The following is a 24,734-nucleotide window of genomic DNA, read 5'->3' as shown; positions in this document are numbered from 1 at the left end:
GTCGTCAAGCGCAGTGACTAGTTCTCCCACTTTCATGTGGCCGACCGACCCGTCTCCCCCGACGATTAGCGTCGTCATGCCGAGAGATCGACTCCCCGAAGCCGACGGGCATTGATCGCGACGATGATCGTCGACAGCGACATGAACACGGCACCGATGGCCGGCGACAGCAGAATCCCGATGGGTGCGAGGATTCCCGCAGCGAGGGGCAGCGCGAACACGTTGTAGCCAGTTGCCCAGACGAGGTTCTCCTGCATTTTCCGGTAGCTCGCCTTCGAGAGCTTGATGAGACGGACGACATCCAGGGGATTGTTGTCGACGAGGATGATGTCGCCCGACTCGATGGCCACGTCGGTCCCGGAGCCGATAGCGATGCCCACGTCAGCTCTGGTTAGTGCGGGGGCGTCGTTGACGCCGTCGCCGACCATCGCGACCAGCTTCCCCTCGGACTGGAGCTGTTCGACCGTCGTGTCCTTCTCCTCCGGGAGCACCTCAGCGAAGTACTGGTCGATGCCGAGTTCCTCGGAAACGGCCTTTGCGACGTCTTCGCTGTCGCCGGTCAGCATCGCCACCTCGATGCCCATCCCGTGCAGTGCCTCGATGGCCTGTCTGCTTTCTTCCCGGATGACGTCGGCCAGCGCGAACGCCGCGATGACCTCAGATTCGCCGTGAATCAGGTAGATAACCGTCTGTGCGTTCGAGCCAGCCTCCTCAGCGAAGGCGGTGATGTCGTCGGGTCGGTCGATGCCGAGTTTCTCTATCAGGTTGGGGCCACCCAGGTGAACCGTCTCGCCGTCGACGGTCGCTCGGACGCCGAGGCCGCGGAGGTTCTCGAAGTTCGAGACACTGGCTCGCTGGACGCCTCGGTCCTCGGCGGCGTCCCGGATGGCGCGAGCGATCATGTGCTCGGAATCACCTTCGACGCCTGCAGCGACCTCGAACGCCCGCTGTTCGTCCCAGTTGCCTGCCGTCTCGACGCCCACGATGCCCTGTTCGCCCTTCGTGAGCGTCCCGGTCTTGTCGAACATCACCGTATCGAGGTTCCGGGCCTCCTCCATGGCGATGCGGTCGCGGATGAGCATCCCGTTCTGGGCAGCCGTGGAGGTGTTGATCGCCACCACGAGGGGGACGGCCAGGCCGAGGGCATGTGGACACGCGATGACGAGAACGGTGACGACACGTTCCAGGACACCGATGTTGAATCCGACCGCGACGACCCACGCGATGGCCGTAATCGCTGCGACGCCGAGTGCCACGTAGAACAGCCAGCCTGCTGCCCGGTCGGCGAACAATTGGGTTCGAGATTTGGACTGCTGGGCCTCATCGACGAGTCGCATGATGCCCGCCAGTGTCGTCTCGTCGCCGGTCTTCGTGATGCGAACACGGAGGCTGCCGTCTTGGTTGACCGTGCCAGCGACGACTTCCGACTCGGGTTCTTTGTCCACAGGTCGGGACTCGCCGGTGATCATCGATTCGTCGACCGAGGACTCGCCCTCGACGACTTCTCCGTCCGCAGGTACACTCGCACCCGGACGAACGAGAACGACGTCGCCTTCGTCGAGTTCGGCGACGGGTACCTCCTCCGTGTCCCCGCTCTCGGTGACACGCTCTGCGGTGTCGGGCATGAGTTTGGCCAGTTCGTCGAGCGCCCCAGAGGCCTGCCGGACCGACCGCATCTCCATCCAGTGACCCAGCAGCATGATGTCGATCAGTGTGACGAGTTCCCAGAAGAACGGCGTCGTCCCCTCAAGGAACAGACTCGCGATGGAGTAGACGAACGCGACGCTGATGGCCAGAGAGATGAGCATCATCATCCCCGGCTCACGGTTCTCGAGTTCCGTCCAGGCCATTGAGAGGAACGGTACGCCACCGTACGCGAAGATGATCACCGAGAGGGCGGGCGTGATCCAGACACTACCTGGGAACGTCGGCGCGGTGTAGCCGAAGACATCCTGGATGAACTCGCTGAAGAAGATGACGGGCACCGAGAGGACGAGGGACACCCAGAACCGCCGGCGGAACATACCTTCGTGGCCCGTGTGGTCCGTATGTGCGCCGTGCTCCTCATGTGGACCTCCCTCGTGATCGTGCGCACCGTGGTCGTGCTCTGCTTCTACGTGGTGAGTATGTTCGGTCTCGTGCTCTTGATGCGCGTGTTCGTCCGGAGGTTCGAATTCCGTGGTGGCCTCATCCACCGCAGTATGTGCTTCGTGCTCTGGGGAGTGGGAATGCTGCTCGGATGACGTGTGGGTTGTTGCCAGCGCTTCAGCATCTGCTTCTAGCTGGCAAATTCGACAACAGTAGACAGGTCCTTCGGATTGGTGCGAGGGGTTACCCTCTGTAGAGCGGTTTTCGGAGTCCTCGTGGTCTGGATCGTTACTCATGGCGTGGGTTTTGGTGCCGTCCCTCATTATGTTGTCCAGACCCTGATACTGCGCGGTGCCTTCGGAAGGGCCGGTATCGAACGAGAACGGTGGGGCGTTCGTCGACGTACGTTTCAGCGTTTCTCAGGCGTGGGCGGTGTATCCAGCGTCCTCGACGGCCCGGACGAGTGCTGTGACGTCAGCATCGCCATCGACGCTCGCCTGTTCGGCTTCTCGATCGGCGGTCACGTCAGTCACGCCGCTCACCTCTCGAAGCGCTTCTTCGACTGTCTGTTCACAGTGACCGCAGGTCATTCCCTCAACGGTGATGGTCGTCGACATACACGAATACCTACGCTCCCCTTTTTTATGCGGATTTTCCTTTCGAACGAGGGGTATTGACCAATCCAAAGTTTGGAAACTAAGCAGGTGGCACCGAGGTGCGTTAGTCATTGGTTGCCGTTGGCTCACTATGCGCGACCTCGACGAAACCGATCTCGAAATCCTCCAGCTCCTGATGTCAAACGCTCGTCGACCGTACAGTGATATCGCGGACATCGTCGGTCTCTCGGCACCGGCCGTCTCAGATCGGGTGGCGAGACTGCAGGAGATGGGAATCATCAACCGGTTCACGCTCGACGTTGACGGCTCGCAGCTCCGGAAGGGCATCCCGTGTTGCTGACGCTGGACATCACATCGGATGGAGTGGGAGTCGCGTCACTCAAAGATGTCTTGCTCAACGAGGGAGCAGTCGAACACGTATTCACGACCGCTGAAGCTGATCTGGTCGTCTATGCGCGAGTGCCGGACAACGATGTTGCGAGCTGGCTTGACGACACCCTCGAAGACGGAGCAATCGCAGATCGCTGTGGGGTGGGGAATCAGCTTTACGGGCGTCATCGCGTTCGTCTACGCCGACCTCATCCCCGTCCTGAATGTCTACCGGAAGTACTGCGGCTGGAAAGTGATGCTGTACATCCTCGGCATCTTCTTCGTGACCATGGCGTTCACGGGCCTTCTCATGGAAGAACTGTTCAACGCCCTCGATATCGTCCCGAACCTCGCCCGCGGGCAGACCGCGAGCGAACAGACGTACTTCGGACTCAGCTACACGTTCTACCTCAACGTGATCGCGTTCGCGCTCTCCGGATTCCTCCTCTACGTCTACCGGCATGGTCTGGGCGCGCCCGGTCAGTACCGTGATCCGGTCTGTGGCATGCGGACCGACGACAGTGGTCCGAGCATCACCTACGACGGCGAGACGTACTACTTCTGCTCGAACCGATGCAAGCGGTCATTTGAGAACCACCCCGCCGAATTCGCACAGCAACACCCTCAGGTTTCAGGTACGGGGGCTTCACAGGGCCATGAGCACTGAACGCTGCATCGTGATATCGGATTTCGCGGGTAGGCAGCCCCGTGTATTGCGTTGACCAATCAAAACTGGTACAATCATGTCTCGCAAATACACGTACATGAGCAAGTACGCCGACGGATCAAGGTGGGGGAGATGAATCGACGGCGAGCCGACATGCTAGTCGGTGGCTTGGTCGCTGCCGTCCTGATCGTCGGGAGTGCGCTCAGCTGGGAAGCGTACCAGCAACAGCAGGCCTTCGAGGAGATGGGATCGATGATGGGTACGTCAATGAGGGCGGTTCATGGGACGAATCCACTCTGGTACGTCCTCGGAACTCTTCTCGTCTCGGCTGTCATCGGCGGAGGATATCTCACGGTTCGGGACGAGGTCACCAGCACAGACACAAGCGACCGCTCACAGAGCGAGATGGCGGATCCGACCGACCGTGAGAGCGCCAATTCGCCAGAAGGAACTCGCCAATCGAATGGCGCCATCAATCCGGAGTCTCAGCCACAGGCTCGCGTGTTAGATCTCCTGCCAGATGATGAACGGCGTATCCTCGAACCAGTCCTCTCCTCGCCCGGAATCACGCAGATTGAGCTCAGAGACCGTTCGGACTTCTCGAAGAGCAAGGTGAGTCAGACGGTCAGTGCCCTCGAGAAGCGCGGCCTGTTGTACCGTGAGCGTCAAGGGCGAACGTACCGGATCTACCCGAGTGACGACCTGAAACAGACTCAGAGCTAGTATCTGCTAGCTCCTGTCGAACAGTTTTGTAGCTGAACGTCGTATCCCTTCATATGTGCAATCGCCACGCCGCCCACATGATTGTGGACTACGAAGCGGCGAGGCTCGACGAAGACGAGGAGGAGCCCGAAGGGTCGGAGTCACGCAACTCGAAACAGACGGAGAAGGATCAGCCCGAATTGCTGGCGACTCTCAAGAGTCGCCTCGCTCGATAATCTCGGTTCAGGTCACCCTCACTCGGTGTCACAAAGGTTGACTCGTGAGTATATCCTTTCGAAGCTTCACACTTCTGATTTGAAAGAGTAACTGCAATCAACCATTCCAGCGTAACTTATAGTATGGGAGCGGATGGCCTCCATTCCAATCGGGCCGACAATAATGGCGGTGGTGATTCGCGACACCAGCCATTACCCGCCTCGATCGCACATGTGGCAACAATAGGTGTGTACACGCTCATCACTGGATGGGATTGTCCTTTCTCACGAATCCGGTTCCAGATCCGTCCTTTCCGTGGGCGACGCTCCCCGAGTCGCTCAGAGTCGCCTACACCCAGCCGCGGATCGAACACTGGCCGGTCACCTATACCGTCGGCCTCTGGCTCGTCGTCTTCACGCTCCCGCTCGTGCTGTTGCACGCCTACCACCAGTACGCGTCACGACTCCCGCTTCGGCCGAGTACGTGGCTCGCAGCGCTGCCCGTGACGGTGATGCTCGCCTTCACCACGTACTGCCGGTTCTTCTGGCCCAAGTTACAGCCGCCGACGTGGAACGCCCCTTCCTACACTCTCGTTTGCTGGGGCTACTGCTCAACGTATGATCCGCTCTGGAGTAATATCGCCTACGCGGTGGCCATCTTCGGTGCTGCTGCCACCTACCTCGCCTATCGGGAGTCGACGTACGCAAAATACGCGCTGGCGACGTTCGGGGTTCTTGCGTTCCCACTCGGTGTGCCCGCACTTTTCGACGCCTATCGCCACCACGGATGAGGACTCTACCTTCATAGTGATGGAGAGTTCGTCTTCACTTTCGATCACAGCAGGTGCACAAGCTGGTAGATCACCAAGACCGGCGATAGAGCACTCGAGGAACTCCGAGTGGCGTACGCTCGCGGTGATCTCTCCGAAGAAGAGTTCGAGGAACGGCGTGCAAACCTCCGCCTCGAGGAGTCCCAGTAGGTTACGAACCGATCTTCGATGGTATAGCGACGGGAATTCCTCACGGAACTTCGCTCCGATATCGTGGGCCTGTTAGGAGAGCTTGGGAATCCTCTCAGTAGTGGCGACGATGTCAATGGGACGACCTACGTCAATGCATATCACTCTTCGTACGAAGGTAAGGAGAAACCCTACGACTTTAGTCGAAGGAGGGAGCCACTAGGGTGGCAGTCTACCACTTGTGCCTGCGGTTGGAACCTTCAGGAGAGGTTGTGAAGCAGACTGCTGACTGTGACAAACAGCTGATACACCCATCCCACTTGGTAGGTATCTCGCATTAAGACGTAGCAGAATAATGCTGCGTAGATTTACAGACGCAGTAAATATGACCTCAGTCGTCCGCTGTACTCCAGCTACCACTGGGACTGCTATCCATCTCGGCTGGGTTGCCCATCCCCTCTTTCACGCCGACGGCGATGAGCGCGACGTTGACGGGATAGGCGGCGAAGAACCCGATGGTCAGCGAAAACAGCAGGGCTGTCCAGAACAGCGGCGTCGTCCAGCCCGCCTTACCGGCCAGCAGCAGGTCGGTGCCGATGGCGACGATCTCCATGATGGTGATGCTGGGCGTCTCGCTCCAGATGGCGTCCCACATCGCTTCTCTGAAGCCGACACCCTCCTGCATCAGCGGGCCCACCGTCAGTGCGAGCCCAATGATGAACGCGAGTGTGAACGTTAGCGCGACTATCCAGAGCGTCGAGAAACTGAGGATGATGGTCGCGGCAGTGATGCCGATCACCTCCCCGATTCCACACCCAGAGTAGCAATGCGAAGTCGAGCGGAAGCCCTGCTTCCACAGCGAGTCACTATCGAGTTGTGTTCGGCCCGTAAACCAATACACTCCTAGACCGAACAGCCCCGAGTAGGCGATGACGAGCGACCAGACGAACTTCATGAGCGACGGGATGTTCTGGTTGTATTTCTCGAAGTCCCACCACAGCGCGCCCAGCGAGACGAGATCCTGACTTTTTTTGATTTCTAGCTTGCATGAACAGCGAGTGGGCGGAGTCTCCTGAGACATTCGACAGTAATACAGCTGTTAGAGAGGGCGTGGCTATTGCGTAGGTTCTGCAGGCTCATTGAGCTACCCACGTCCTTCAGGCCGTGGTAACTTACTAGCAGAAGCGGGGTCGCTTGGAGCATACCAGCAACCACATGTTCCTATTCTCGCAACGGCTTTCGTTGTGTTTTAAATTTCCTTCCGGCCGAACGCCTGTCCGTCAACCACCTCGGGGTCGATCCTTGAGGCTTGCCAGTTGACTTTCGGTTTAGCTAAGTAATTCGGCAAGCGTGTAGTCGCCGTTCAGGTCAACCAGTTCTAATCTACGACAATGCGACTACGCTCGGCCATATACGGATGACCGTAGCCACAGTAAACCGTACAGACGAAGCCAAACGATCCAGTGGTGTTTACGACGAATCCGAGTTCGCTCGGCACCGTCGAGTGATGCCAGAGGTATACCGGTGGCGCGAGCGTTCCGTCGTTCCCGCTCCCCCACCCATACCCGTGCATTCCAGGGCCACACCAAGATGTCCCTGGACCAGACGGACCACTAGGCCCCTGTCCTGGACCTTGGGTCCCCTGCCGCGGGCCTCGGCCACCCTGCCCGGGGCCGTATGGACCGCCGTGGGGCCCGTGGTGACCGCCCCACGGCCTGCCCAGACCACCGCTTCCGGGGCCCTGACCTTGCCCCTGACCCTGTCCCGAGCCACCTGATCTATTCCACATATACTCGTCGTTGAGGATGGCGAGACTGTGGTCCGGGTATGCGGCTTCGGCCGCCTCGTGCAGGGTTTCGAGAGTCGTACCCTGAGGAACCGGGATCGCCTGTTCGTTACGCTGTGCGCGGTCCTCTGCACTCGGGATGTTCGTTCGAACTGCTTGCGGGAGTCCATCTATCGCGCCCTCGGCTTCGACATTAAAGAGAGTAAGTCGCAGTTCGTCACCTGACGATAGCGTTAGTTGGTCGACCTCGGCACCGTCCTCGTCCAGTATGAAGTATCCCCAGTGATACGATCCAATGAAGGCCCGAACGGTCTCCGCCTGCTGATTGTCATCTGTCTGTTGGGCAGTTTGCTGTGTAGTACCCTGTTGCCTTTGTCGCACTCCGGAATTCGGTAGCGAACAGCCAGCCAGGGCGGCTATGCCGGTGAACGCGAGCAGTTCTCGGCGAGTCATCGGTGGAAACTTGTCGTCCATACTCAGCCGATGGGTGTCGTGTGATAATTGTTGTTTTTCCCACACGACGCCCAATTTGTTGTCTGTCTCGACCGATCTATATTCCCTGGAGCAGGAAAGTGGCTAAATGAGGCCTCAACTGATGCGGTAGCGCGGAGTCCCCTTCCTCAAGGAGCGAGCGAACCCGTCAGGGTGAGCGAAGTAGGGTGGGGTAGTTGACGAGCGATACCTCCAATCCGATCCGTCCTGAACTCTCGATAAACGTTGTCGTAGCTGTCACGCTGAATAGCAGCTTCTCACTGGTCTGGGGTGTAGTAGCCGGATTTATACGCTTGACCTCGTAACCAGCGCACATGAGGCATATTGGGCTGAAGGTCCGGATGGCCGTCGTTGGTGCCCTGCTCGCGGCGTTCTATCTCGTCGCCTCCGCCGCTGCCTCAATCTCTGCAGCCCGCTATTCCATTTTTCTATAAATGAAGGGTCGTCTATGTATTTGATGTTCGTTCGGACAGTAAACACAGCCGTTCTGATCAGTCGTGGTGTGAGTGAGATGGTGCCCTCGGTGCACAAATTCTTATTTTGCTTTGGCACGACAATCAAACATGTCGAACGAAGACCGAGCTAACAACGGATTTGAATGTCCAGTATGCGGCGACACCTTCGACACAGAAGAGGACCTGAACGAACACGTCACAAATATTCATCCTGACTGACCGACGCCAGCGAGGGGATACGGCGGACAAGATTGGAGGGTGCGTGGCCGCTCTTAAGTGCGTCAGAACGCGTCGAACAGGTCCTCACCGGCAATGTCAACTAGTTGTTTGCTCACCGCTCTGTGGAGTGGGACCGGAAAATCAAGCGCTGAGTGCTGGCACCACGGACCGGCGGAACAAATAAAACTGACACGACATGAATCGTAGTATGCCGCTACTGCAGTTTGATACGACACTCTCGCTGTCGGCTGAACAAAAAACGTCGTTCGCAGAGACTGTCACAGAAATATACACGACCAAGATGGCTACGAAGCAGGGTCACGTCGCCGTGACGATTCGTGATCGCAACCCGGCCGACCTCCACCTCGGCCGCGCCGTAGAGGGACCGCTATTGTTCCTGGATGCCGAGATTCGACAGGGACGGTCCTTCGAGCGCAAGCGGGAGTTCGCGCTCGCGGTGATGGAACACGTTGCGAGCACATTTAATGTCCCCGACAAGAATATGAAGGTCGTGTTCACCGAACACCCGGGAGAGGCAATGATGGGAGTCAACCGCGTCGGTGGGGAGTGGAACGGCGAGTGACCAGCTCCATGCCTCCACAGTCATAGAGTCCTCTAGAGTACACTCGATGAACCGATCGTACTGGCGGACAGTTTCGCTTGTTACTCTGTGGCAGGTTTCAGCAAGTATCTGTTATTATACGGTCTTCGCCGCGACGCCCTTCTTTCGGGACGTGTTCGGACTCAGCCGGTTTGCGGTCGGGCTCGTCATCACGGGCCTCACGCTCGGCTATGCAGTCTTTCTCCTCCCGCTGGGGGCCGCAACCGACCTGTACGGCGAGCACTGGGTGCTCTCGCTGGGACTGCTTGGGCTCGCGACCGGTGTCCTCCTCGTCGCCGGCGCGCCGTCGTACGCGCTCTTGCTCGGTGCTGTATTCGTTCTCGGATCCACCTACGGTACTGCTATCCCGGGAACGAACAAGGCTGTATTCGACACCATAGACCCCCGACGGCAGAACACGGCGATCGGGATCAAGCAGGTCGGCGTCACCGCTGGGAGCGGCATCAGCGCGTTGCTCGTGACGGGGCTCGCGGACGCAATCTCCTGGCAGGCGGGCTTTCTCGTCGCCGGATTCCTCGCCATTCTGGTCGCGATAGCGTTTTTCCTCCTCTACGACGGAGGGGGCGATGGCGGCACTGGTACGTTTCCCGACTTCCGTCGATTACTGTCGAACGCCCCTTATCGTGCGCTCACCGCGGCGGGCTTCTTCCTCGGCGCCGCACTGTTCACGACGACCGGGTACACCATCCTCTACATTGAGGAGTCGGTCGGTGCGACCGTCGTCTTCGGGGGGTTTGTCTTCGCCCTCGTCCAGTTGTTCGGCAGCGCCGGGCGCGTTATCACCGGGTGGATCGCCGACGTACTCCCGGGCGACCCGCAGGTTCGCATCACCACGATACTCATCGCCCAGACGCTGGCAAGCGCTGCTCTGTTCGTCGTCGTGGCCACAACCACCACCCCATTCGCCAGCGCGGTTGCATTCTCGGCGCTGGGATTCTTCGTGCTCGGCTACACCGGCGTCTACTACTCCTGTATGGCGACAATTGTTCCAGCCGACGAGATGGGTGGGGCGACTGCGGGCGGGCAACTCGCACTGATCACCGGCGCGCTGGTCGCACCGCCCATTTTCGGACATTTAGCCGACGTATTCGGCTACCGGGTGAGCTGGCTATTCCTTGCGGTCGGGTCGGTCGTCGCGGGTGTATTACTGGTCGGCGTCGTCCGCGCCAACCCGCCCGTGGACCAACCGGCATCGGCGGTCGAATGAGTCGGGGAGACGGGGCCGCAGCGAGCGGACGATTAGCCCAGAGCGAGCATCCCCGCCCACTGGGGGAGCTCCGTGAGGTTGATGCCCCATATCATCGGGAGCCAAAATAGCGAGAGTATGACGACGACTATTATCCCGATGATGTTGAGCCCGAACCCGGTTTTGGCCATTTGTGGCATCGTGATGTATCCCGAGCCGAAGACGACGGCGTTAGGGGGTGTGGCGACGGGCAACATGAACGCAAAGGACGCAGCGGTCGCCGCGCCAATCATGATCCCGTACGGGTGAATCGAGAGTCCGATAGCGAGCGAAGCCATGATCGGCATCAACATCGCGGTGGTCGCCGTGTTCGAAGTCACTTCAGTCATGAAAATCGTCAATAACACGACGACAGTCATGACAAGGGCTATCGAAACCCCTTCTAGACCGCCGAGCTGGCTGCCGATCCACTCGGCGAGCCCGGTTTCCTGAAATCCGGCAGCGATTGCGAGTCCGCCCCCGAACAAGAGGATGATCCCCCAGGGAATGTTAACTGCTGTCTCCCAGTCAAGCAGGAACGTAAAGGATCCGTCTTCCTCTCGAGCAGGCACCAGAAATAGGACCAGTGCACCAGCGATGGCAATCACGCTGTCAGTGATACCCGGAATAATGGGTTCCAAGATGAACGATCGCGTGAGCCACGCAGCCGCAGTCACAGCGAACACGACGAGCACGAGCTTCTCATTGCGCGTCATTAACCCGAGCGCTTCGATTTCGTCATCGATGACCTCTCTTCCACCGGGTAAGCTTTCCATCTGTGGTGGGATGATGAACTTGGTGACGTACACCCAGATGATCCCCACTCCCAACGCGGTAATCGGAACACCGTAGAGCATCCACTGGGCGAAAGAGATCGTCTGATCGAACGTTTCGTTGATTGCGCCAACCAGCACCAGGTTCGGTGGAGTGCCGATAATCGTTCCGATACCACCTACCGAGGCCGAATACCCGATGCAAAGCATCAATGCCGTACCGAAGTTAAATTCGCCCTGATCGGTGGGGATGTCTGCGTCGGTGCGATCGATGATGTCCGTCGTCTGGAGAACGACTGCGAGACCGATGGGTGTCATCATCATTGCCGTTGCAGTGTTGGACACCCACATCGAGAGGAACGCTGTCGCGACCATGAACCCGAGAATGATGCGCCCCGGACTGGTACCGACTGCGCGAATCGTTCGGAGCGCGATGCGCCGGTGAAGATCCCAGCGTTGCATGGCCATCGCAATGAAGAACCCGCCCATAAACAGAAATATCAGGTCGTTCGCGTACGGTGCAGTAGTCGAATCCACGTCGAGCGCTCCGGTGAGCGGGAATAGTACGATCGGAAGTAGCGACGTCGCCGGGATCGGGATTGCCTCGCCGATCCACCACGTTGCTACCCAGGCCGTAGTCGCGCCGACTGCTTGCCCACCGGGTGATAATCCCTCGGGGGTGGGCACGAGCATAATCGCCGCGAACAGCAACGGTCCAAGAACTAGGCCGATCTTCTGCCGGCGGGTGTACTGGCCGCCGACATCGAACGCCGATCCATCGTCGCCGTCGTCACCACTTCCGCCGTTGCCAGCAGTGGCTCCTTGCGTTCCCTCATCTCGACCACCATCGGTTGCGAGTCGCTTGGCCAGTTCCCGCTCCTCTGGCGCTAGTTTCGAATAATCTAGAAGCGCGGTCGGACGCATCCGGAGGGCATTCCGAGTGCGTCGGTCGAGTTTCCAACAGTAGTTCCATACCCTTTCTCGACGCGAGCGGTTTCCCATGCCTCAAATATCAAAACGCTGCCAACTTAGCTTTGTGGGTTGGTGCCGATACACACGAAACGGGTAGTCTGACGACCAGATGGAATCGCGTCCGCTTGCGTCTCTCTCAAGAACTTTCACTCTGAATCGTCTTTGATCCCTCTACGACTCCGAGGAGAGCTCTGGCACGACCATCACCGGCCGGTCACTCTCGAGAATCACCGCCTGTGCGACGCTGCCAAACAGCACTTTGCCGACCGGCGACCGTCGGCTGATACCAAGGATGATCATGTCGCTATCCTGTCCGGCAGCAAACTCGAGGATTTCCACGGCTGGCTCGCCCCTCCGTTCGTGAACAGTAAACTCGTAGTCACTCGACTCGAACAAGTCGACGGCGGTTTCGACCGACGAGGGAATGCGGTCGGTGGTGCGTACCGTTTCAGCCATCTCCTCGTCGAAGCTCTCGGTGAACTCCTCACCGGCGGCCCACTGGGGGTCGTTCGTCGAGACGTTCTCGTAAACGTGAAGTACGTCGACGGTGATATCGCCGGCGGCCACAGGAAGCTCCAGGATGGTCTCGGACTGCGCTCGCGCTCGTGATTCGTTCGTGTCGACGGGAAGTAGAACACGGTACATACAGACTAGTTGACACTGAACGGTAAAGTCTTCACCGCCCATCTCTTTTTTATCAGGTAGCCCGTTTCGACACTACCGCTCACTGCTCACGGCGACGCAGTCGCCGTTCGCGTGGTCTGCGAGGCAGCGGAGCTTCCCCGGACCTTCGGTCCCACTCAATCCATGGACAAAAGCGGTGCTCTCCTCGCTCGCGTTACTACTGCTGTGCGTCGACAACGGCGACGCCAGTGAGGTTGACGATATCCTTGACTTCGTCGCCGCGCTGGAGGACGTGAACGGGTTTGTCCATCCCGGCGAGCATCGGTCCGACTGCATCCGCATCGCCTAGTCGCTGTAGGAGCTTATAGCCGATGTTGCCAGCTTCGAGGTTCGGGAAGACGAGGACGTTCGCCGGATCGTCCAACTCGGAAAACTCGTAGGTCCCCGAGAGCATTTCTTCGACGACGGCGGTGTCTGCCTGCATCTCGCCGTCGACGGAGAAATCGACCGCGGGATCCTTGCGCAGTCGGCGGGCGGCCTCGCGGGGTTTGCGAGTGCCAACGTTGTCGACGCTCCCGAAGTTGGAGTAGGATAGTAATGCTGCCCGCGGCTCGACGTTAAACCGCCGAGCGAGTTCGGCGGTGTGGCGAGTCACCTCCTCCAACACGTCTGCGTTCGGGTCCTGATTGACGGTTGCGTCGGCGCAGAACACGACCCGGTTCTTGAAAGTGAGCAGTAGACACCGGCAGCGTAGTCGGCGTCAGGCGCGGTGCCGATCACCTGCAGGGGCGGCCGCAGTGCCGATGGGTAGTTATAGGTCAGACCGGTGAGCATTGCGTCGGTGTCCCCGGTCTTCACCATCACGCTGCCCAGGTAGTTACTATTCTGATACACAGCGCGTATACAGCATGACGTCCGAATCAGTTCTGCTCGTATTCAATCGCTAAGTACAGAGCGTGCATTTATCCTTGCCCGTCTATACGAGAACCAGTGTATTCGTACGGGCAACTTACCGAGTTCCCGTAGGAATGGCACTCGTTATATGGTGAAAATGCTTAGCTCCGCTATGAGTGGGAGTCAATATTCGTGCACTCGAACCGTGCCCCGTTAGCCGCACTCTCCGTCACCGTACACGTCCAGTCGTACACGTCGGCAATCTCGCGAACGAATGCAAGCCCAAGCCCAGTTCCTCCACTCTCGGCGGCTGTCGTATACCCTTCGTCGAAGATCGTGCCACGCTCCTCGGCCGGAATCCCTACACCGTCATCGGCCACGTAGAAGCCAGTCGGTAACTCACCGACTGTAATCGTGACGTCAGACCCACCGTGTTCGACCGCATTCTCGAGTAGATTCCGGAACAGATGCCGAATGTACGTCTCGTCCGCCTGTATCGTCTTGTCTAGCTCGATGTTGAGTTCGGCGTCGGGTGCGTCCACGTCAGCCCACGCTTCCCCGGCCTTCTCATTAAGAGCGACCGGCTCCCGCTCGCCAATTGCGTCATGATCCCGGGTTAGCACCAGCATGACATCGATTATATCCTCGAGACGGTCGAACGCCTCGGTGACGTAGTTAACCGCCTCTGCGTCCGTGTCGTCGGGTAACTGTTGGCTGTAAATCTGGCCGATGGTGACGGGGTTGCGGAGCTCATGAGCGAGCATGCTGGCGAACTGGTTGAGGCGCTCGGTCCGCAGTTCGAGTTCCTGTTCGCGTTCGATCCGCTCGGTGATGTCCTGCGCGAAGGTCAGTCCGGCGAACACGTCGCCATCCGCGTCCCGCAGGGGCGTCGCCCACACTCGCCAGTTTCGGCCGCCGAACTCGAACACGTCGCTGTCGGTTTCGCCGTCCTCGATGGCGGCCCGTAACAACGGCTCGAGGTCCTCGAGAATGCACTCGGGGTACACCTCCCTAACCCTCCGGCCTTCGAGCTGATTCCGACTCGGCAACGTCTCACCCAACACGGAGCCCTGCGCCAGTTCGATACGGAGGTCCTCGTCGTACACCGAGACCGCGCCGTTCGGGAAGTTTTCGGCGAGCGTCCGATACCGACGCTCCGACTCCTCGAGAGCTCGCTCGCGCCGCTTTCGGTCGGTGATGTCACTCGCCATCCCGATCCATTCGTCGATTTCGTCGTCCTCGTCCAGCATCGGGACCGCCCGCGAGAACGTCCAGCCGATGCTCCCGTCGTCCCGCTCCACCCGGTGTTCCAGATCGAAGATGCTCTTCGTCCGAATCGCCTCGTCGATAGCGTCCATGACCCGCTGCCGGTCGTCGGGATAAATGTACTTCTCGACCCAATCGCTGGTTGATTCGTCCGTATCCGTGAGGAACTTTTTGCCCTCGAGTTCGTGCATTTCATTCCAATCGGGGCTCATGCGATATACCACGTCCGAGCTCGCGTTGATCAGCGCGCGGAATCGTTCTTTGCTCTTCTGGAGTGCCTCCTCGGCCTGTTTGCGTTCGGTGACGTCACGCGTCGTCCCGGCGATGGCTTCGACTTCCCCGTCGTCAAGCACCGGGGCGAAGATATATTCGTAGATGCGCTGGCCGTGCTTAGCGTGCGGGAACGCGACTTCGCCGCGAACGGATTCTTTCGTCTCGATGACCTCGTCGATTTCGCGCTCGTGCATCTCCGCATGCCACGGCTCGTAACCAATCTCCCGCAATGTTTTCCCGATGGACTCTTCGCGAGTGCGGCCCCACATTTCCAGCACTGCGTCGTTGGCGAACGTGAAGCGGTAGTCAAGGTCGAAGGCGTAGATGAGATCGGGCGTGCTGGAGATGATTGTCTCGTAGAGCCGCTGTTGCTCCTCGGCATCGGCAATCTCCTTCTTTAGCTCTCTCTCTGCTTCCTTGCGCTCGGTGATGTCAGCGGTAGCGCCATACATCTGGAGCGCCTCGTCGTTGTCGTCGTATTCAACTTCTCCGCGGGACATCACCCACCGCGTATCTTCGTCCGCGGTAGTGACGCGGTACTCGGCCTCGAATTCGCCTGTCTCCTTGACCGCTTCGTCGAGTCGTTTCCACACCCGTTCTTGGTCCGCCTCGTGAACCAGGGCGAAGAACTCCTCAACGGGTACGCCTGCAGTGGCCTCCTCTAGGCCCATGCCGTACGGTTCGGTGATATATTCGTCCGCGGTCACGGCGTCTTCTCGAACGTTCCAGACCCAAGTGCCGACCAGCCCGGCGGACGCGGCAACTTCGAGTCGGGGTTTCGTCTCACGGAGCTCCCGTTCGCACTCGTTCGTCGCCTTGCGGTCTGGCCGCTGGTCGGATTCATCGAGCCTCTGGTCCGGACGCCTGGAGTCGCTAATCTCGCGAACGATGCCGACGGTTCCCTGGACCGCACCGTCCACTTCGAGCGAGGACGCCCGTACTTCACAGTGAACCTGGTCACCCCTGGCAGTCCGTACGGGGCACTCGAACGGTTCGCTTCGATTGGTGGAATTCGTGAGAAGCTGTTTAGTAGCCGATCTATCGTCGTCGAGGAGTAACGAGACGTGTTCGCCGAGGAGTTCCTCGCGCTCGTAGCCTGTCAGCTTGACGATGCCGTCGTTGACCGCGACGAACTGACCCTCGGCATCAAGTTGGTAGATCCCATCGTCAACTGCATTTACGAGCATCCGATACCGCCGGAGGGCTTCGGTGTCATCGGCGTTCTCCCAGAACGCCGTTCCGGAAGCCTCCGCTCGTTCACTCATACGCGCAATAGTATAGTACGGCGGAAAAATGTTTATACAATCATGTTCTTGAAAAATACATATCTGATATCAAGCGCGACAGACATCCCCTTTATGAGGACGACTTTTCTCGTTTCATTTAGACGTCTTCATGACCTCTTATTGCCGGACGCCCCTATCCGAGTAACCTCGGTTATTCAATCCGTCATTCTACTGAACGGCTGAACCAGTGCAGAGTGGGTGAGGATACACGATAGAGATCTGCTACACATCCTCTCTATTCAGCAGCCGATTTCTGACAGAACTCAGGGAGAAAATCAGCACCCCCGGTGAGTAGCTCACCTGTATGCAGTATCGGCTTTGCGAACTATTCTGTGACTGTCAGTAACGGCGTGACCGATACAGAGGAAAGGTTCAGCACGATGGCATCTTTCTATTCACGGACTGCAGTCTGTAATTCCCGTTAGGTGCGCGTGCTTATTGACCGCTGACCACCTTGTTAGAGTTCAGTGGTGTTCAGATCACCAGGCTGCATACAGAGCGCTCATCTCGCACGCCATCGCTAGGTGGCCACCTAACGAGATTACTCCGGACGGGAGGTGGCGACCCTCAATTACTACGTCCAAGCCGTCGATGCCAGTCGAGAGTCGTTCGGGCATTTACCTTTCCGTTTCAGCGACTTACGGGGAAGCCGTTGCCTTTGAGCGCGGTGGTCCTGCTCCCCATACAGCACCCGCTTGCACGGCGTCATTCATCATTGTTGGATGATTTGTGTTGGTCGAGAGTCATCGATTGGGGTAGCAGTGATCTCCCCGGTGCTGGTGACCGTGACGCGGCAACCAGAGAATGTGAACTCGACTTGGCCGGAGGGGTTGTCGCCGTCACCAGGGGCGCTCACCAGCGCGTCGTCCTCGTCGACCGCGACCGACTCTCCAAACATTTCAAATGCACTGACACCAGACCCGACGAGTTCCGTGGTTTGACTCCAGCCTGTCGGTACTTCCGGCCCGGACGACCGTGATCGATGGAAGACGAACGCAGCGTCGGCGTAGGGGTCCCCGGAGACAACCCACTGGGTCGGCGCACCGATCAAGGCGATGTCGACCGACGCCCGAATTTCTGGTCTTTTGGTCCGGCCGTAAGGCGGGTCGACAGGGACCAGTCGCCATCGCTGCGCTCGAACCCGTCGGCGACCTCGTCCGCGCCAACGATGGCTGTGTCGCCGTCGATGGCCACCGCTCGGCCGAACGCCTTCGGGATGGCATCGCTGGGCGTGAGGACCACCGTCTCGGACTATTCCGATCCTTCGAACTCGTAGATCTACGCTGCACCGCCACCGGCTCATCGGGATCATTCGGGTCCTTCCGGCCGTCGTTTGTAGCGATGGACGGTAATTCGTTTGTTCAACCTATTTCACGTCGTAGCTAGTGCTCTCTGTCTGCTCGAAGGATAGGCAGAGGCCCACGGCTGCGAGTAACACTCACTGCGAGCTGCGAAACCATTTCGCGAGGCCAGCACTCGTCGTCATCTCAATGATCCCGAAGACGACTGCCGGAAGTGTCGCTGCCGTCGGAAAACCTGCGCCGACGAGCAGGGTGGCGGCAACGGCGAAGTCACGCATGCCGATCGACAGCGTCGCGGCGATCCGCTCATCCCGCGGGAACTGCCAGCTAACGAGCCAGCCAACAACGTACCCACTACCATTGAGAACGACTGCGCCGGCCGCGACGAGGACGAGAATGTTCCCGCCATCGCGAATGAGCGAGGCGTTCGCCGCCGCGACGATGCCGATGATGAGGATCACCATGAGTCCCGACACCGACGGATAGAACTCGTCGTATTGACCGATGCGAGCGGGCCACCGATACCGGGCCGCGACGGCGAGCGTCATCGGAATGACTACCGCGAGCAACAGCTGTTCGACAATGAGTCCCGGTTCGACTGGGACTGACTCGCCCAGCAACACGGTGACGACGCCCGGAACGAGCACAAGCGTTCCGAGACCGACCACGACGAGGACTACCGTGGACAGCGCGGTGTCACCGCCGCTGAGTTCGGTCATCGTCGGTGTCACGAGTTCGGGCGTCACTGCGCCAAGAACCACAAAGCCGGCAGTGAGTGCAGGATTGAGGGTGAGTAGCCGAGCAATGGTGAACGCCAGTAGTGGCATACCAGTCTGAACGACGAGAATCACGACTAGGGCCCGTCCACGGATCTGACGGAATCGATCTGGCGCGAGCGTCAGCGAGACCGCACCGATCATGACGGCGAGAATCGGCGTCGACAACGGCGTGAGCACAGCCACGGATGGGACACCCAATCCAACGGCAACCGAGAGCAGCACCCAGAGCAACAGATAGTCGTCAACGAGTGCTGCACCACGAGTCACAGTGCTGGCCGACATCGATGGGGGCCATTTGTCCATCTGTGGTTTGGTCGTTTATATTCTGGATTCCGACTGGAATAGGGGACAGGCGGCGGTCACAACCTGCTGGCAAGGGATTTGCTGACAGCAGCGGGTATCTCATGGGATCTGTCTGAGAACGCCCACGCCCCGCTGCCTGACAGCGTTTGAGTATCGCGTACCGTGGTTAGGCTTCTGCTGAGAGTCGGTCGTCGATTGCCTCGATGATGAGGTCCAAATCAAGGTCACCGCCGTGGACCTCCTTGTCCCAGATCACCTCGCCATCGGCAGTCACGACGAAGACGCCGCCGTGGCCCGGCGTTAGTGTAACTCCCTCCAGATCTTGGCCGAATTCGTTCAGCAGCTGCGTCTGGGTTTCGATTGCCGACTCAAGCAGTCCACACGGGACACAGTATTCGATTTCGACTGTGGTCATACTTACTCTCACCTCGGACGGGTATCGCCGTAAAGCTATGACAAGGTCATCCTGACCGGGTTAGCGTGAGGTAACCACGCCGGCGAGCAACGAGATGCCAGATAGCGTCGAAATCAGTGGTCAAAATGAGGAGCCCCAGCGCGCCCAGAAGGACGCTGAAGTTCTTCCAGTCCGGTCCAACGTAGAGTATCGCCACGAGCATCACGGGGATCAGTGCGATGGCCGCGAGTCGTTCGCCAGTACCGACGAGGAGGAGTGCAACCGCTCCGATTTCGATGAGGCCGGCAACAATGACCATCGCTGCAGGAGCAGGCAGCCCAATGGCATCGAAGAATGTGACTGAATGGACGTAGGTAACGACCTTACTCAGGGCTGGTTTAGCAACGAGCACGATGAGGACGAGACGAAGCCCGATTTGAACCCACTCCGGGACAGACTGCCGGACTGACTCGAGATTATCGATATATGCATTCACCATATTGGGCAGTGTCCAAGAACCCGAATAAGCGTCAGCGAAGCTCGCACTGAGTGGGTACTGTTTCCTAACCAGCTCAATAATCCTCATTCACTTTGAGATGGTTACTTAGTATCGTAACAATATTAGATCTGCTGTCAGTACTCGTAGAGACGAATGAGTAGAGCAAGCGAAGACAAAGACGAGGAGTGCGTTGCATCTTGGTGTGCCGACGATGACTGGTGTACGGTAACGTGTACAACCCATCTCATCGGGAAAAAATGGCATCCGGTTATTGTGCACCGCCTGCTCGAACATGGCCCGCTCGGATTCAACGCGCTCAAAGAGGAGATTGAATCGATTTCCAGCACTGTCCTCTCAAATAGCCTGGAAGATCTAGAAGACAATGGCCTCGTGAATCGAGCCATCGTGAGTGAGAAGCCGTTTCGGGTTGAGTATTCGCTAACTGAACAGGGTACGTCGCTCGAACCTGTGATCGATGCGATGGACGCTTGGGGCGAAGCGTATCTCCGAGAGACATCGCGTAGCTGAGTTCTCTCTCCTCGTGCTGAGGTCAGTATGTATAGAGCTGCACTCAATCGGATTTGATCTCCAGTCACATACGCTGGCGGCCCAGAAACCACCATGCAATACCGTCCGTTAGAATCCCGGAGAGCGAACGGCCTCGTCGCGAAGCCGAGAGACGTTGTGATCCGCCTGCCGACAGTCGACATCGGCCATCACCGTCGGGAATTGGAGGAGTCATCAGTAGACAGCGGCAACGCATGGTCATCGGGGGGACTATACGTCTTGCAGCCAGTACATTCAGCTATGCTTCAGGGGCTGTTGGAGAGACTACGACAGACACTCGTATCGGGGCAATCCCACGGGAATACGGTCGATACCTGCCTTAAGTGTGGGAATGCAACAGTTCCAGGTGCCGGCCGGTGTACGGACTGTCTCACCGAGTGACCGCACGTAGTATCCGAACCCAGTCCCAATGTGCTACTCTGCGGATAGCTCGCGATGGCGTGCTGTTGGGAACCATCTCAGCGGTCGCGTGGCTAGTGCGATGATCGCGTCAGTACCACCGTTGCATCTCACAACAACGGATCGACAGCAGACTACTCATTAGTCGACGAGTTCCGGTCTGGCGGTGGATAGCTTGTTCAGTGAGACGCTTTCTGGGCACTGGCTAGTACGGACTCTCTCCTACATCCGTTTCTTGCTCACGATAGCGGCTGAAACAGCCGTTAGATAGAGCATGCGTATTCAGCACGCGATTTCTAACGTAGTGCGGATAGGTTCAAGACTGGAGCGGTATTTCGCCCTTCTATATCTGACAGAGCGTTCCGACGGGCAAATCAGCTCAGGTACTAGTTACTGAAAACGAACGTCGCTATGGTTTACACTCCCATTCATGTCCACATTCCGAACAGGTAGCGATGTCAAAGGCCACGTTTCCAGGACGTCCCCCACACTCAGGGCATCGGATAATACCTTCGTGGTGGCTCATATTAAATTGTTGACTGAAATCTATAATAAAATTTATTGTTTCATATTTATAAATACTAGTGAGATAAATGCCGAATAGACGCTATCCTCTCGCTCTCCCAAGCGCACCAGCTACCGTTCCACCAGAACACCGATCTCGTGGGGTATACAGTCATATCGTGGCTCTGGTCCCACAAACCAGTGGTATCTCGCCGAAAGCGCTGCAGTGCTTGGTACATCCTCTGTATTGACCAATTTGAGGTGCTAATTCTACAGGAGAGATATTGAATCTATTATACATTACACGTACGACCTGACCGCTAAACGACGGCGGTTCCAGTTCGGAGGCGATACGAGGGAGTCCGTTCCAGGGGAACACTTATATTAGTCCCCCCTAATATTAGCAATCGCTAAGATGAGTCGACAATCGTCCTCACCAACACAGGGAGAGAACACGCCATCGGACAGAGAGTGCTGTACTGCCACTCATTCATTGACTGAGTCAGAACTCACCGCAGACGTCCAGGTTCTCTCCGCTCTCGGCAACGACACGCGGTACGAGGTCCTCAGATTGATTGCTGACACAGAGGGGGACGTGTGTGTCTGTGAACTCGAACCGGCACTCGGTGTCAGCCAGGGCGCTATTAGTCACGCGCTTTCACGGCTCTACGCCGCCGGACTCGTGTCCCGACGCAAAGACGGCAAATGGCGATACTATGCTGCAACATCACGAGCGACGGCCCTCTTGACCACACTTGATGAATCTCGGGGTGAACTCGATGAGTGAACAGCCCAACCCGGATTCGACGACCGGTGGGCTAGCTTCCGACGAACAGCGCCGAGCAGTCCGCCGACGGTATAGACAGATTGCGAATGAGTCGTCGAGTTGCTGTAGTGACTCGGACGCTGGGCCCGACGAGAGGCTGACTCGCCAACTCGGCTACTCCGAAGATCAGGAAACCGCCGTGGCGGACGGGGCAAACCTGGGACTTGGCTGTGGCAATCCAAATGCAATCGCCGCTCTGCAACCCGGTGAGACTGTCCTTGATTTGGGCTCTGGCGCGGGTTTCGATTGTTTCCTTGCTGGCCAAGAAGTCGGGGACACCGGCCATGTAATCGGTGTTGACATGACGCCGGCAATGATCGAAAAGGCTAGGGAGAACGTCGCAACGAACGATGTTCGGAACGTCGAGTTTCGACTCGGTGAAATCGAACATCTCCCAGTCGCCGATGAGACGGTCGACGTCATCATTTCGAACTGTGTGATCAACCTCTCCCCCGACAAACAGCAGGTGTTCCACGAGGCCTATCGTGCCCTCCGGCCCGGAGGACGACTCGCGATCTCGGACGTGGTATTGACCGCCGAACTGCCCGAGGATGTTCATGCCGACCCGGAATCAGTCGCCTCTTGTGTTGCGGGCGCATTGCCGATAGTCAACGTCGAACGAATGCTCTCGAACGCGGGCTTCGAGGCGATTCAGGTCGAGTCGGACGAAGCAAGCGAGGAGTTCATCAGGGAGTGGGACGCCGACCGGGACGTGAGCGAGTACGTGGTTTCAGCGACAATTGAGGCAACCAAGCCGGCCTGAGACGGTTATTCGGCTCCAGCGACTCTATTTCGAAGCTGCTCTATTGTGCGAAGCGTCAGCCTCGCCGAAAAGCTCGCCGAAAAGGGCCGTTACTCGCTGTTCGATGTCATCTCGAATTGTACGGACCTGGTCGAGGTCTTAGCCGTCAGGATCGTCTAATGCCCAGTCACAAACGTCGACATCCGCTGCGTCGAGGTCAAGCGTCGAACAGCCATGGTCGCGACAACGTCGCAGGATTCGAGTTCCGCCGTCGAGACTTCACGTGGTGTCTGCCGAGAAATCCATCCCGAGTTCGCTCATGACCGTCACGACCTCTTCGTGAACGCTGTCAGCTGGTGGGTCTCACCTGTGATGAGCTCAACGCTGTCTTCGAGCCCTCGGCGCTCGCGTTCAGCAAACGCCTCTACTCGCTCAAGTCAGCCGACGAGTCATCTGAAACCACGGATAGAGCGTGACAAGAGACGTCTCGACGGCCAGTTTGCTATCGATCTCTGTAGTCGCAACGACAGCTGGGATGCCAAGAGACTCGGTAATGGCTGGTAATCCAAAAGTGAGTGCTAGTCACCACTCCTCTCGTGGTGGCAGTTCGGCACCACAGTACTTACAGAATCGCATCGGCGCACGCGGCGTCTCCCGCCCTGTATCGTACGAAAACTCACGGCCACACTCTGTGCATGCTGTCTTTGGCATTAATGTCTCCGGGAGCCAGTGTCGCACTGCTGGCTATACGGTACCTATGCCCCCTGGTGTGGTAAATATACGCATGATATCGGGAATCGCTCGGTCCCTGCTACGATCACTTCTATAGCTTAGCGTCGCTCCTTCTTTCCGGAACACTCATTATACAATTCTGGGGACAGCCTTAGCCCCCAGATGTCTAATTAGTATCTCTACTCCAATACCCACTCAGGCGATGTCAATAGTGCGGTCACGCCACAGAACGGAACTGGAGAACCTCTCGAATGGAGTACGTCGTCCACTCAGAGAGCGAACGGTTATTATAAACCCATGTGTATATATACCATGGGTACAAATGACAAGGGGTCGCCAATCGACGACATTGGCTATCTCACACGATCAGAACACCGTGCCCCAACGCTTGTGGCACTGACCGTTCGTCCCCGGAGCCGATCCGAACTCTGGGAGATGACCGGCGTTTCGTCTTCGACGCTTCGACGGACACTACGTGAGTTCGAAGACCGCAACTGGATTCGCAGAAATGAATACCAATACGAGGCGACACCCCTTGGTGCATACATTGCATCCGCCGTCGCGGAGCTAATCGAGCGAGTCGAAATTGAACGGAAGGTCCGCGACGTCTGGCAGTGGCTTCCGGACGAGGAGAGTGGATTCACGATCGAGATGTGTGCCGATGCGGTCGTGACGGTTGCTGAAGCCGACAATCCGTACGCGCCACTAAACCGATTTCTTACCCTTATCAGAGACACACACCAGTTTCGTTTCGTCGGTACCGATATCGCGATCTTCGAGCCCTATCGGAATGAGCTCTGCCAGCAAGTCATCGATGGTATGCAAACAGAGATTATCCATCCGCCAAAGATAGCCAAATATTATCGGTCGAACTATCCGGAATTGTTTGCCAAGACCCTGGCGAGTGACAATCTCACCATGTGGTTACACGATGAGCTCCCACCATATGGAATCGGGATCTTCGATAATCGAATCGCAATCTGTGGCCACGATTCCGATAGTGTCACAGTTCGTGTGTTGGTCGACACCGACTCAGAGGATGCTCGTGAGTGGGCGGAATCAAAACACGAGTTCTATCGGCACCAGACCCCGACTGTCCCACTCGAAACGGTCGAGAAGTAACAGCCTGGGTGAGTTGCGCTCAGATGTATCAGACTCGGTTTCCGCCACACAACCGGCCCATC

General features: G+C 58.0%; 23 protein-coding genes and 4 pseudogenes. 13 read left to right on the top strand and 14 right to left on the bottom strand.

Going from position 1 to position 24,734, the window contains the following annotated elements; all coding sequences use genetic code 11:
• Positions 1 to 74: 74 nt before the first annotated feature.
• Positions 75 to 2,024 carry a copper-translocating P-type ATPase gene (locus tag E4S61_RS17315; RefSeq protein WP_245180814.1) on the bottom strand — a complete coding sequence of 650 codons (1,950 nt, stop codon included), beginning with the start codon at positions 2,022 to 2,024 and terminating at the stop codon, positions 75 to 77.
• Between the two features lie 483 nt (positions 2,025 to 2,507).
• On the bottom strand, positions 2,508 to 2,705 hold the full coding sequence (locus E4S61_RS17310; RefSeq protein ID WP_135305195.1) for a heavy-metal-associated domain-containing protein: 198 nt from the start codon (positions 2,703 to 2,705) through the stop codon (positions 2,508 to 2,510).
• A 130-nt stretch (positions 2,706 to 2,835) separates the two neighbouring features.
• On the opposite strand from E4S61_RS17310, the gene E4S61_RS26235 reads away from it, so the two are divergent.
• The 6 genes and pseudogenes from E4S61_RS26235 to E4S61_RS17285 form a co-directional block, all read left to right on the top strand.
• Positions 2,836 to 3,045 carry an Lrp/AsnC family transcriptional regulator gene (locus E4S61_RS26235; protein WP_245180805.1) on the top strand — a complete coding sequence of 70 codons (210 nt, stop codon included), beginning with the start codon at positions 2,836 to 2,838 and terminating at the stop codon, positions 3,043 to 3,045.
• Between the two features lie 189 nt (positions 3,046 to 3,234).
• Positions 3,235 to 3,741: pseudogene (locus E4S61_RS17300) on the top strand (YHS domain-containing protein); the annotation flags it as partial.
• Positions 3,742 to 3,873: 132 nt separating this feature from the next.
• The gene (locus tag E4S61_RS17295) at positions 3,874 to 4,464 is read left to right on the top strand and encodes a helix-turn-helix transcriptional regulator (protein WP_135305194.1); all 591 of its coding nucleotides are present in this window, start codon (positions 3,874 to 3,876) and stop codon (positions 4,462 to 4,464) included.
• 53 nt (positions 4,465 to 4,517) lie between these two features.
• Positions 4,518 to 4,679 (top strand): hypothetical protein, encoded by a 162-nt coding sequence (locus E4S61_RS25550; protein WP_167768552.1) that lies wholly within the window; start codon positions 4,518 to 4,520, stop codon positions 4,677 to 4,679.
• A 248-nt stretch (positions 4,680 to 4,927) separates the two neighbouring features.
• A complete protein-coding gene (locus E4S61_RS17290; protein WP_135305193.1) occupies positions 4,928 to 5,449 on the top strand; it encodes a hypothetical protein in 522 nt (173 codons plus the stop codon).
• A gap of 84 nt (positions 5,450 to 5,533) precedes the next feature.
• Positions 5,534 to 5,638, top strand: a pseudogene (locus tag E4S61_RS17285) (SHOCT domain-containing protein); the annotation flags it as partial.
• 370 nt (positions 5,639 to 6,008) lie between these two features.
• On the opposite strand, the gene E4S61_RS17280 reads toward E4S61_RS17285, so the two are convergent.
• Both E4S61_RS17280 and E4S61_RS25955 read right to left on the bottom strand, forming a co-directional pair.
• Positions 6,009 to 6,698 (bottom strand): DUF4396 domain-containing protein, encoded by a 690-nt coding sequence (locus E4S61_RS17280; protein ID WP_135305192.1) that lies wholly within the window; start codon positions 6,696 to 6,698, stop codon positions 6,009 to 6,011.
• A 297-nt stretch (positions 6,699 to 6,995) separates the two neighbouring features.
• A complete protein-coding gene (locus tag E4S61_RS25955; RefSeq protein WP_209309539.1) occupies positions 6,996 to 7,877 on the bottom strand; it encodes a cupredoxin domain-containing protein in 882 nt (293 codons plus the stop codon).
• A gap of 581 nt (positions 7,878 to 8,458) precedes the next feature.
• On the opposite strand from E4S61_RS25955, the gene E4S61_RS26750 reads away from it, so the two are divergent.
• The 3 genes from E4S61_RS26750 to E4S61_RS17260 all read left to right on the top strand — a co-directional run bounded on the left by E4S61_RS26750 (position 8,459) and on the right by E4S61_RS17260 (position 10,398).
• Positions 8,459 to 8,569 carry a C2H2-type zinc finger protein gene (locus E4S61_RS26750; RefSeq protein WP_135305191.1) on the top strand — a complete coding sequence of 37 codons (111 nt, stop codon included), beginning with the start codon at positions 8,459 to 8,461 and terminating at the stop codon, positions 8,567 to 8,569.
• Between the two features lie 208 nt (positions 8,570 to 8,777).
• Positions 8,778 to 9,152, top strand: a complete 375-nt coding sequence (locus E4S61_RS17265) for a tautomerase family protein (RefSeq protein ID WP_135305190.1) — start codon at positions 8,778 to 8,780, stop codon at positions 9,150 to 9,152.
• 46 nt (positions 9,153 to 9,198) lie between these two features.
• Complete coding sequence (locus tag E4S61_RS17260) at positions 9,199 to 10,398, top strand: MFS transporter (protein ID WP_135305189.1); 1,200 nt, start codon at positions 9,199 to 9,201, stop codon at positions 10,396 to 10,398.
• A 32-nt stretch (positions 10,399 to 10,430) separates the two neighbouring features.
• Here E4S61_RS17260 and E4S61_RS17255 read toward each other — a convergent pair whose 3' ends face one another.
• From E4S61_RS17255 to E4S61_RS17220, 9 genes and pseudogenes are all read right to left on the bottom strand, one after another.
• Positions 10,431 to 12,113, bottom strand: a complete 1,683-nt coding sequence (locus tag E4S61_RS17255; protein WP_245180803.1) for an SLC13 family permease — start codon at positions 12,111 to 12,113, stop codon at positions 10,431 to 10,433.
• A gap of 219 nt (positions 12,114 to 12,332) precedes the next feature.
• Complete coding sequence (locus tag E4S61_RS17250) at positions 12,333 to 12,806, bottom strand: universal stress protein (protein ID WP_135305187.1); 474 nt, start codon at positions 12,804 to 12,806, stop codon at positions 12,333 to 12,335.
• A 196-nt stretch (positions 12,807 to 13,002) separates the two neighbouring features.
• Positions 13,003 to 13,673: pseudogene (locus tag E4S61_RS17245) on the bottom strand (phosphate acyltransferase); the annotation flags it as partial.
• Positions 13,674 to 13,849: 176 nt separating this feature from the next.
• Complete coding sequence (locus tag E4S61_RS17240) at positions 13,850 to 16,483, bottom strand: PAS domain S-box protein (RefSeq protein WP_135305186.1); 2,634 nt, start codon at positions 16,481 to 16,483, stop codon at positions 13,850 to 13,852.
• 733 nt (positions 16,484 to 17,216) lie between these two features.
• A complete protein-coding gene (locus E4S61_RS26745) occupies positions 17,217 to 17,555 on the bottom strand; it encodes a HalOD1 output domain-containing protein (protein ID WP_394346456.1) in 339 nt (112 codons plus the stop codon).
• On the bottom strand, positions 17,552 to 17,746 hold the full coding sequence (locus tag E4S61_RS25540) for a hypothetical protein (protein WP_167768550.1): 195 nt from the start codon (positions 17,744 to 17,746) through the stop codon (positions 17,552 to 17,554). Before E4S61_RS25540 ends, E4S61_RS26745 begins: the two co-directional genes overlap by 4 nt.
• A gap of 196 nt (positions 17,747 to 17,942) precedes the next feature.
• Entirely contained in the window at positions 17,943 to 18,866 is a 924-nt protein-coding gene (locus E4S61_RS17230; protein WP_209309538.1) for a bile acid:sodium symporter family protein, read from the bottom strand.
• A gap of 187 nt (positions 18,867 to 19,053) precedes the next feature.
• A complete protein-coding gene (locus E4S61_RS17225) occupies positions 19,054 to 19,302 on the bottom strand; it encodes a SelT/SelW/SelH family protein (protein WP_135305184.1) in 249 nt (82 codons plus the stop codon).
• Between the two features lie 46 nt (positions 19,303 to 19,348).
• Entirely contained in the window at positions 19,349 to 19,780 is a 432-nt protein-coding gene (locus E4S61_RS17220) for a DoxX family protein (RefSeq protein WP_135305183.1), read from the bottom strand.
• Between the two features lie 153 nt (positions 19,781 to 19,933).
• On the opposite strand from E4S61_RS17220, the gene E4S61_RS17215 reads away from it, so the two are divergent.
• From E4S61_RS17215 to arsM, 3 genes are all read left to right on the top strand, one after another.
• Positions 19,934 to 20,308, top strand: coding sequence for a winged helix-turn-helix transcriptional regulator (locus E4S61_RS17215; RefSeq protein ID WP_135305182.1), 375 nt, complete (start codon positions 19,934 to 19,936; stop codon positions 20,306 to 20,308).
• A gap of 1,357 nt (positions 20,309 to 21,665) precedes the next feature.
• Positions 21,666 to 22,037, top strand: coding sequence for an ArsR/SmtB family transcription factor (locus E4S61_RS17210; RefSeq protein ID WP_135305181.1), 372 nt, complete (start codon positions 21,666 to 21,668; stop codon positions 22,035 to 22,037).
• Positions 22,030 to 22,839 carry an arsenite methyltransferase gene (gene arsM, locus E4S61_RS17205; RefSeq protein WP_135305180.1) on the top strand — a complete coding sequence of 270 codons (810 nt, stop codon included), beginning with the start codon at positions 22,030 to 22,032 and terminating at the stop codon, positions 22,837 to 22,839. Before E4S61_RS17210 ends, arsM begins: the two co-directional genes overlap by 8 nt.
• 24 nt (positions 22,840 to 22,863) lie before the next feature.
• Here the strand turns inward: arsM and E4S61_RS26230 are convergent.
• Positions 22,864 to 23,192: pseudogene (locus tag E4S61_RS26230) on the bottom strand (arsenate reductase/protein-tyrosine-phosphatase family protein).
• Positions 23,193 to 23,862: 670 nt separating this feature from the next.
• Between E4S61_RS26230 and E4S61_RS17195 the strand changes: the two are divergent.
• A complete protein-coding gene (locus tag E4S61_RS17195) occupies positions 23,863 to 24,672 on the top strand; it encodes a helix-turn-helix transcriptional regulator (RefSeq protein ID WP_135305179.1) in 810 nt (269 codons plus the stop codon).
• Positions 24,673 to 24,734 lie beyond the last annotated feature (62 nt).

Source organism: Haloarcula amylovorans (assembly GCF_004681185.1).
GTDB classification, from domain to species: Archaea; Halobacteriota; Halobacteria; order Halobacteriales; family Haloarculaceae; genus Haloarcula; species Haloarcula amylovorans.
Note: the sequence above shows the minus strand (reverse complement) of the source record. Positions and strands in the feature narration are given on the sequence as shown.

Coding starts and splice junctions, on each gene's coding strand:
- E4S61_RS17315 (WP_245180814.1), bottom strand. CDS start 2,024: ATGTTCCGCCGGCGGTTCTGGGTGTCCCTCGTCCTCTCGGTGCCCGTC.
- E4S61_RS17310 (WP_135305195.1), bottom strand. CDS start 2,705: ATGTCGACGACCATCACCGTTGAGGGAATGACCTGCGGTCACTGTGAA.
- E4S61_RS26235 (WP_245180805.1), top strand. CDS start 2,836: ATGCGCGACCTCGACGAAACCGATCTCGAAATCCTCCAGCTCCTGATG.
- E4S61_RS17295 (WP_135305194.1), top strand. CDS start 3,874: ATGAATCGACGGCGAGCCGACATGCTAGTCGGTGGCTTGGTCGCTGCC.
- E4S61_RS25550 (WP_167768552.1), top strand. CDS start 4,518: ATGTGCAATCGCCACGCCGCCCACATGATTGTGGACTACGAAGCGGCG.
- E4S61_RS17290 (WP_135305193.1), top strand. CDS start 4,928: ATGGGATTGTCCTTTCTCACGAATCCGGTTCCAGATCCGTCCTTTCCG.
- E4S61_RS17280 (WP_135305192.1), bottom strand. CDS start 6,698: ATGTCTCAGGAGACTCCGCCCACTCGCTGTTCATGCAAGCTAGAAATC.
- E4S61_RS25955 (WP_209309539.1), bottom strand. CDS start 7,877: ATGGACGACAAGTTTCCACCGATGACTCGCCGAGAACTGCTCGCGTTC.
- E4S61_RS26750 (WP_135305191.1), top strand. CDS start 8,459: ATGTCGAACGAAGACCGAGCTAACAACGGATTTGAATGTCCAGTATGC.
- E4S61_RS17265 (WP_135305190.1), top strand. CDS start 8,778: ATGCCGCTACTGCAGTTTGATACGACACTCTCGCTGTCGGCTGAACAA.
- E4S61_RS17260 (WP_135305189.1), top strand. CDS start 9,199: ATGAACCGATCGTACTGGCGGACAGTTTCGCTTGTTACTCTGTGGCAG.
- E4S61_RS17255 (WP_245180803.1), bottom strand. CDS start 12,113: ATGCGTCCGACCGCGCTTCTAGATTATTCGAAACTAGCGCCAGAGGAG.
- E4S61_RS17250 (WP_135305187.1), bottom strand. CDS start 12,806: ATGTACCGTGTTCTACTTCCCGTCGACACGAACGAATCACGAGCGCGA.
- E4S61_RS17240 (WP_135305186.1), bottom strand. CDS start 16,483: ATGAGTGAACGAGCGGAGGCTTCCGGAACGGCGTTCTGGGAGAACGCC.
- E4S61_RS17230 (WP_209309538.1), bottom strand. CDS start 18,866: ATGTCGGCCAGCACTGTGACTCGTGGTGCAGCACTCGTTGACGACTAT.
- E4S61_RS17225 (WP_135305184.1), bottom strand. CDS start 19,302: ATGACCACAGTCGAAATCGAATACTGTGTCCCGTGTGGACTGCTTGAG.
- E4S61_RS17220 (WP_135305183.1), bottom strand. CDS start 19,780: ATGGTGAATGCATATATCGATAATCTCGAGTCAGTCCGGCAGTCTGTC.
- E4S61_RS17215 (WP_135305182.1), top strand. CDS start 19,934: ATGAGTAGAGCAAGCGAAGACAAAGACGAGGAGTGCGTTGCATCTTGG.
- E4S61_RS17210 (WP_135305181.1), top strand. CDS start 21,666: ATGAGTCGACAATCGTCCTCACCAACACAGGGAGAGAACACGCCATCG.
- arsM (WP_135305180.1), top strand. CDS start 22,030: ATGAGTGAACAGCCCAACCCGGATTCGACGACCGGTGGGCTAGCTTCC.
- E4S61_RS17195 (WP_135305179.1), top strand. CDS start 23,863: ATGGGTACAAATGACAAGGGGTCGCCAATCGACGACATTGGCTATCTC.